A 6,532-nucleotide genomic window follows, 5' to 3' on the forward strand; every position below is an offset into this window, starting at 1 on the left:
TGCTCGGCGCTGGCGCAATAGACTTTGCGCATGCAGACCTCACGACTTGCGCCGATGTTGCCGGCGCTGGCGGTGCTCGGCTCGGTCACCTCGCTGGCCATCGGCACCTCCTACGCAAAACACCTGTTCCCGCTGATCGGCGCCCAGGGCACCAGCGCGCTGCGTGTGGGCTTCTCGGCACTGTTGCTGCTGATGTTCTGGCGGCCATGGCGCTGGAAGACCAGCCGCGTGGATGCGATCACCATCCTGCGCTACGGGCTCACCCTGGGCCTGATGAACCTGCTGTTCTACATGGCGCTGCGCACGATTCCCTTCGGCATCGCGGTGGCCATCGAGTTCACCGGGCCGCTGACGGTGGCGATGCTGTCATCACGACGCCCCATCGACTTCGTCTGGGTGGGCTGCGCGGTGGTGGGTTTGTTGCTGCTGCTGCCGCTGGGCGGTGGCCCGGCGCTGGATCCGGCTGGCGTGCTGTATGCGATGGGCGCTGCGGCCTGCTGGGGCCTGTACATCGTGTTCGGCAAGCGTGCCGGTCATCTGCATGCCGGGCACTCGGTCTCGCTGGGGCTGCTGGCGGCGTCTCTGGTGGTGGTACCGGTGGGCGTGGTGCATGCCGGTGCCGCGCTGCTCGACCCGAAGATCCTGGCGGCGGGCCTGCTGGTGGCACTGGTGTCCAGCGCGATCCCGATGTCGCTGGAAATGATGGCGCTCAAGCGCCTGCCGAAGGAGACCTTTGGCATCCTGATCAGCATGGAGCCGGCCGTGGCCGCGCTGTGGGCGATGCTGCTGCTGCACGAGCACCTGCATGGATTGCAGTGGCTGGCGATCGGTTGCACGGTGCTGGCCTCGGTGGGCAGCACGATGACCGCGCGGCGGTTGAAGGCACCCGACACCGCCTGAAAAAAAGGGGACGGAGGGGATTAAGTCGTTTATGCCCCGATTTAGGGGGCGCCGGGCGGCGCCCGTCGCAGAGCGTGCGGACCAACGGTCCGCACCTACCGTAACGGCGAGTCAGCGCAGGGCGTCGGCCGGGACGTCGATCTGCATCGCCAGGGCGAGGTGATCGGAGAACGCGGCTGGTACGGCTTCCACGGTACGAGTCTGCAGGCCACTGCTGACCAGGATGTGGTCGATGGCGCGGTCGGGGCGCCAGCTGGGGAAGGTCGGCACGATGCAGCCGGGCGGCTGCAGCCGGGTCTTCTGGTACAGCACCTGCATTTCCGGGCGTTCTGCCAGGCAGTTGAAGTCGCCCATCAGCACCGCGTTGGGGTGGTCGGACAGCAGTTCGGCGATGAAGCCCAGCTGCGACATCCGCGATCCCGCACCCAATGACAGATGCGCCACCGCCACCGCCAAGCCGTCGGTACCGTCGCCGAACTTGGCCAGCAGCACGCCGCGCCCGCCGATGCGGCCGGGCAGGGCGTGATCCTGCACTTCAACCGGTTCCAGCTTGCTCAGCAGGCCATTGGCGCTGGATGCGACCCCGCCCATGCGCCGGTTCGGCTGGTGACTCCAGTAGTTGAAGCCGGCGCGTTGGGCCAGGTAGTGGGTCTGGTTGGTGAAGCCCGAACGCAGGCTGCCCGGGTCGGCCTCCTGCAGGCCGACGATGTCATGGTCGCGCGCCAGCGTGGCGATCGCGTCCAGGCTGCTGCGCTTGCGACCCGCCGGCAGCGCATGTGACCAGCTGCGGGTCACATAGTCGCTGTAGCGGCGGGTACTTGAGCCGGCCTGGATGTTGGCCGTCAGCAAACGCAGGGTCCGTGTGCGGGGGGAATTCACGGCCGGGAACAACGTCCTTTGGATCAGTGAGCCTGGGCCGCACCGCGTTCGCGGGCGATCAGGTGGTCGGCAATGCGCAGCATGTCCGGGAAGCTCTTGCCCTTCACCAGGTACTTGCCGTTGACGATGATCGACGGGGTGCCGCTGATCTGGCTGCGCTGGGCGAACTGCTTGGCCGAGTTGGTCTTGGCATTCACCGCGAAGCTGCCCATGGTGGCGGCGAACTGCTTCGGATCGACGCCGTAGGCGGCGTAGAACTTGGCGATGTCTTCCACCGAGTCACGGCCGCGCTCGCCCTTCAGGGTCTTCTGCGAGTGGATGGCGGCGTACAGCGCTTCGTGGGTCTTTTCCTGCACGCCCAGGGTCTGCGCGGCGTAGAAGGCACGGGCGTAGTCATCCCAGGTGCCGCCGAACATGGCCGGCACGTAGACGAAGTTCACGTCGCTGGGCAGGCCGGCCTTCCACGGGCCGACCAGCGGCTGGAATGCGGCGCAGGCCGGGCAGACGTAGCCGAAGATCTCGGTCACTTCGATCTTGCCGGCAGCCGGCTGGAACGGCTGGCCGTTCGGGATCACCTGGTAATCGGCGCCTTCCACCGGGGCCGGGCCGGTCAGCACGGCGGTGGTCGGGGCCGGCGCCGCGGCGGGGGCGGCTTCGGCCGGGGCCTTTTCGCCTTCGGCGGCCGCCGGAGCGGTGCCTTCGCGGCCCGCGGCCGGAGCGGCCGGTTCGGTGGCCGCCGGAGCTGCAGCCGGTTCGGCCGGCGCCGCGGTGGTGTTGGTGCTGCCGTCGTCGGCCTTGCAGGCCGCCAGGATCGGCAGCAGCGCTGCGAGGGCGAGGGCGTAACGGATCTTCATGGAAACGTCTCCAGCATCTGGAAAGGTGGGGGCCGGCGCCAGGCGCCAGCCAGGGGGAAATGATGACATGCGGCGGCGACAGCGCCGTGTCGATGGTGTGTGTTGGTTCAGCGGCCGCGGGCGGCGCGGGCCTGGGCGATCAGGGCCGAGGCGATGCGCAGCTGGTCGTCGAAGCTGTTGCCGCGCACCAGATACTGGCCATTGATGATCAGCGCCGGGGTACCCGGGATCCTGGTGCGCTGGGCGAACGCGCGGGCGGCATCGACCTTCTTCTGTACGGCATCGCCGCGCAGGGCCTGCAGATAACGGTCCGGGGTCACCCCGTAGGCCTTGTAGAAGGTGGCAAGCTCATCGGCCGAAACGTTCTGCATCGGCAGCGAGCCATCCTGGTGCAGGGCCTTGAAGACCGCCGCGTGGCTGCGCTTGGCCACGCCGACTTCGTCGGCGGCGTAGTAGGCCAGGGCCCATGCATCCCAGGCGCCACCGAAGGCGGCCGGGACCGGGGTGAAGCGCACGTCGGCCGGCAGCTTGGCCGCCCAGGCTTCCAGTTGCGGTTCAAAGTGGGCGCAATGCGGGCAGGTGTAGCCGAAGACCTCGACCACCTCGATCTTGCCGGCCAACGGCTGGAACGGGCCCGGCTGCGCGATGCGCTCGTAGTCTTTGCCCTCGACCAGCGGGGCATTGGCGGGGGTGGCGGCGCAGGCTGCCAGCGGCAGCAGTACCAGCACGGACAACAGCAGGCGGGAAATCAACCTCATCGACACGCATCTCCGTTGAAAAAAGCAACGCCGGCGCAGCCGCCGGCGTGAAGGAACATACCGCAGCCGTGGGCCGACGTGGCGGCCCGGGCCGACCAGTGGTGGTCAGGGGGCGGCAGCCGGTTGCGTCGGCGTGGCTGCAGCGGCCACGTCGTCGGCCTTGTTGTGCAGGCCCTGCAGGTAGCTCGACAGCGCCTGCACCTCCTGCTCGCTCAGCTTCTGCGCGACCGTGGCCATGATCTGGAAGTGTGCCTTGTCGGTCTCGTTGGTCTGGCCGGCCTGGTACTCCTGCAGGCGGCGCGCGACATAGCTGGCGTGCTGGCCACCGAGATGCGGATAGGCCGGGCCGGGATTGCCGGCACCGCTGGGGCCATGGCAGGCCATGCAGGCCGGCAGGCCGCGCTTGGCATCGCCGCCGCGGTACAGCTGCTGGCCGATCTCGTAGAACTTCATGCCCTTGTAGGGGCCCTCGGTGACCGCCGTGTCATCGGCGATGCCGGCGTTGGCTTTCTGCGTGGCGAAGTAGGCGCCGATATCACGCATGTCCTGCGGGGTGAGGTTCTGCACGAACGGCACCATCGCCACTGCTGCGCCGGAACTGCGCTGGCCATTGGCGATCAGCGCCATCTGCTGGGCCACGTAGCGTTCGCTCTGGCCGGCAATGGACGGATACATCTCCACCGTGGAATTGCCGTCGACGCCATGACAGGCCGCGCAGGCCGAGGCCTTGGCCTGGCCGGCCTTGGCATCGCCCCAGTGGGTCTTGCTGAAATCCACCTCCAGCGAGGCGGTATTGATCGGCCCGTTGTCGGGCAGCGGGGTCAACGTGGTCTGCGCGAACGCAGCAGCGGCAACGACTACAGCAGTGGCAAGGGCGGATACGGCAAGAACGCGAGCGTGGCGCATGCTGAAGCTCCGTATGGACCGGGCCGGGCGGCGGCCGCCGGCATCGCCCGGATTATCAACGCCGTTTCCGCGCACGGTCAACGCAGCAGTGCAGCAAAATGGCCGCAGCGGCCGCCGGCACGGGCGCGCGGCGCCGCAACATGCGATCCTAGGCACATGTCATTGCTCATCGAACGCGCCCGTTACCACCTTTCGGCCCACAACGTGCGGCAGCTGCCGCCTGACGAAGGCGCCGAAGTGGCCTTCGCCGGCCGCTCCAACGCCGGCAAGTCCAGTGCGCTCAACGCGCTGACCCGCCAGAACGCGCTGGCCCGCGTCTCCAAGACGCCCGGCCGCACCCAGCAGCTGGTGTTCTTCCAGGTCACCCCGGAAGCGCATCTGGTCGACCTGCCCGGTTACGGCTACGCCAAGGTGCCGCTGGACCTGCAGGCGCATTGGCAGGCCTTCATTGACCGGTATTTCCGCACCCGCGAAGCCCTGAAGGGCCTGGTGGTGGTGATGGACATCCGCCACCCCCTGAAGGACTACGACCGGCAGATGCTGTCCTATGCCGTGCAGCGTGGCCTGCCGGCGCACGCGTTGCTGACCAAGGCCGACAAGCTCAGCCGCAGCCAGCAGATGCAGTCCCTGCAGAAGGTGCGCAAGGAGCTGCAATCGGCTTACGGTGACAGCGTCAGCGTGCAGGTGTTCTCCGGCGAAGACCGTACCGGCGTGGACGAAGCCCGCGGCGTGATCGGCGGCTGGCTGGGGCTGGAGTAAGGCATCCCCTGCCTTCCTGTAGAGCCGAGCCTACGCTCGGCTGTGTAATCCCGGCACGCTGAGCGCGGTAGCCGAGCATGGGCTCGGCTCTACACGGGTCATTTCAACGGCGAATACTCCGCCGGCACCCAGGCGTAGGTCTGGCCTTCGCTGCGCACATGGCCCAGGCCGGGGAACGGTAGATGTGCACCAGCCACCCACCAACCATTGGCCGTGGCCTGCTGCAGCAGACTGCGACGGCTGGCGGTGGCCGCCTTGCGGTCCGAATCGGCCTCAAATGCCGCTTCCGGATGCGCGAACTGCACCGCGTGGAAGTGCAGCACATCGCCCCATACCAGCAGTGACTGGCCCTGGCTGTCGAACCGGTAGGAGACATGGCCGGGGGTGTGGCCATGGGTGTCCATCGCCACCGCGCCGCCGGGCAGGGCATCGCCGGGGCTGAAGGTGCGCAGGTGGCCGCTGGCCTGATACGGCGCCACCGCGTTGCGTGCCAGCGGGAAGGCGAAGCGCACGCCCTTCGGCGCGGTGGCCTCGCTGGCCGGGTTGAGCCAGTAATCGGCATCCGCCTTGGACAGCCACACCGTGGCATTGGGGTAGGCCGGCGTACCCTGCGCGTCGAGTACGCCGCACAGGTGGTCCGGATGGGCGTGGGTCAGCAGCACCTCATCCACCTCGGCCGGATCCACGCCGGAGGCGCGCAGATTGCCCAGCACCTGGCCCAGGCCGGGGCCGAAGCACTGCGCGGTGCCGGTGTCGACCAAAGTCAGGTGGTTGCCCTGACGCACCAGGAAGGCGTTGATCGCGGTCTGCAGGCCTTTCTTGTCTTCGGGTACGTAGCGGCCTTCCAGCAGGCGGCTGACCAGCGTCGGCGGCACGTCCACCACTTCCTGCCGGCCCAGCGCGACCACGCCATCGAACAGGGCGGTGACCTGCAGCGCACCGACGCGCTGGTGGTAGACGCCGGGCACCTGCAGGGTGGGGGCGGGCGAGGTGGCTTCGGCCAGGGCGGCCAGTGGCAACGAGGACAGGGCCAGCAGCAGGGTGGCGTGCAGTGGCAGGCGACGCAGGGTCATGAGGGGTCTCGGTGGATGACGGGCGGTTCCGTTGGCCTAGCGTGCCGTGGCTGGCGTGTGCGCGGCGCTCAAACCACTACGTGGAATGCTCAGGGAAGGAGTGTTGTCTGCAGGGCTGCGCCCTGCACCCGCAGAGGCAACGGCAACAGCCGAAGCAACAGCAACAGCCGAAGCAACAGCAACAGCCGAAGCAACAGCAACAGCGGGCTATCCGTGGGATGGCGGGGTGGGTCCGGTTGCGGGAGACGCCGTAAACCCATCCCTGAAGTGACCCCCGAGACTTGGACAGGGGTCAGGCGGCCGATTGGGCCTGTTGGGCCTGCTCCCGGTACTGTACCGGGCTCAGGCCCTTCAATTTCAATTTGATGCGCTCCTGGTTGTAGTACTGGATGTATTCCACCAG

General features: G+C 68.0%; 8 protein-coding genes. 2 read left to right on the forward strand and 6 right to left on the reverse strand.

All coding sequences use genetic code 11. From position 1 onward, the window contains the following. Window positions 1–30: 30 nt before the first annotated feature. A complete protein-coding gene (locus AC5P65_RS02870) occupies window positions 31–900 on the forward strand; it encodes an EamA family transporter (protein WP_111098699.1) in 870 nt (289 codons plus the stop codon). A 111-nt stretch (window positions 901–1,011) separates the two neighbouring features. Here the strand turns inward: AC5P65_RS02870 and AC5P65_RS02875 are convergent, their stop codons facing one another. The 4 genes from AC5P65_RS02875 to AC5P65_RS02890 form a co-directional block, all read right to left on the reverse strand. Then, a complete protein-coding gene (locus AC5P65_RS02875; protein ID WP_021202520.1) occupies window positions 1,012–1,749 on the reverse strand; it encodes an endonuclease/exonuclease/phosphatase family protein in 738 nt (245 codons plus the stop codon). A 53-nt stretch (window positions 1,750–1,802) separates the two neighbouring features. Further along, the gene (locus tag AC5P65_RS02880) at window positions 1,803–2,633 is read right to left on the reverse strand and encodes a thiol:disulfide interchange protein DsbA/DsbL (RefSeq protein WP_111098700.1); all 831 of its coding nucleotides are present in this window, start codon (window positions 2,631–2,633) and stop codon (window positions 1,803–1,805) included. A gap of 107 nt (window positions 2,634–2,740) precedes the next feature. Continuing rightward, a complete protein-coding gene (locus AC5P65_RS02885; protein ID WP_019660639.1) occupies window positions 2,741–3,391 on the reverse strand; it encodes a thiol:disulfide interchange protein DsbA/DsbL in 651 nt (216 codons plus the stop codon). Between the two features lie 105 nt (window positions 3,392–3,496). Continuing rightward, on the reverse strand, window positions 3,497–4,297 hold the full coding sequence (locus AC5P65_RS02890) for a c-type cytochrome (protein WP_019660638.1): 801 nt from the start codon (window positions 4,295–4,297) through the stop codon (window positions 3,497–3,499). 156 nt (window positions 4,298–4,453) lie between these two features. Between AC5P65_RS02890 and yihA the strand changes: the two genes are divergently transcribed. Next, the gene (gene yihA / locus AC5P65_RS02895) at window positions 4,454–5,056 is read left to right on the forward strand and encodes a ribosome biogenesis GTP-binding protein YihA/YsxC (RefSeq protein WP_014038472.1); all 603 of its coding nucleotides are present in this window, start codon (window positions 4,454–4,456) and stop codon (window positions 5,054–5,056) included. Between the two features lie 98 nt (window positions 5,057–5,154). On the opposite strand, the gene AC5P65_RS02900 is transcribed toward yihA, so the two are convergent. Next, the gene (locus AC5P65_RS02900; protein WP_111098701.1) at window positions 5,155–6,129 is read right to left on the reverse strand and encodes an MBL fold metallo-hydrolase; all 975 of its coding nucleotides are present in this window, start codon (window positions 6,127–6,129) and stop codon (window positions 5,155–5,157) included. A gap of 292 nt (window positions 6,130–6,421) precedes the next feature. Continuing rightward, window positions 6,422–6,532: IS3 family transposase (locus AC5P65_RS02905; RefSeq protein WP_288042072.1), on the reverse strand; the 111-nt coding region annotated here is incomplete at its 5' end.

The sequence above is a fragment of the Stenotrophomonas sp. YJH_SMC_48-3 genome (genome assembly GCF_059369375.1).

What these genes read in the sequence shown, in the direction of transcription:
- AC5P65_RS02885 (WP_019660639.1), bottom strand. Translation starts at nt 3,391, where the DNA reads ATGAGGTTGATTTCCCGCCTGCTGTTGTCCGTGCTGGTACTGCTGCCG.
- AC5P65_RS02890 (WP_019660638.1), bottom strand. Translation starts at nt 4,297, where the DNA reads ATGCGCCACGCTCGCGTTCTTGCCGTATCCGCCCTTGCCACTGCTGTA.
- AC5P65_RS02880 (WP_111098700.1), bottom strand. Translation starts at nt 2,633, where the DNA reads ATGAAGATCCGTTACGCCCTCGCCCTCGCAGCGCTGCTGCCGATCCTG.
- AC5P65_RS02900 (WP_111098701.1), bottom strand. Translation starts at nt 6,129, where the DNA reads ATGACCCTGCGTCGCCTGCCACTGCACGCCACCCTGCTGCTGGCCCTG.
- yihA (WP_014038472.1), top strand. Translation starts at nt 4,454, where the DNA reads ATGTCATTGCTCATCGAACGCGCCCGTTACCACCTTTCGGCCCACAAC.
- AC5P65_RS02870 (WP_111098699.1), top strand. Translation starts at nt 31, where the DNA reads ATGCAGACCTCACGACTTGCGCCGATGTTGCCGGCGCTGGCGGTGCTC.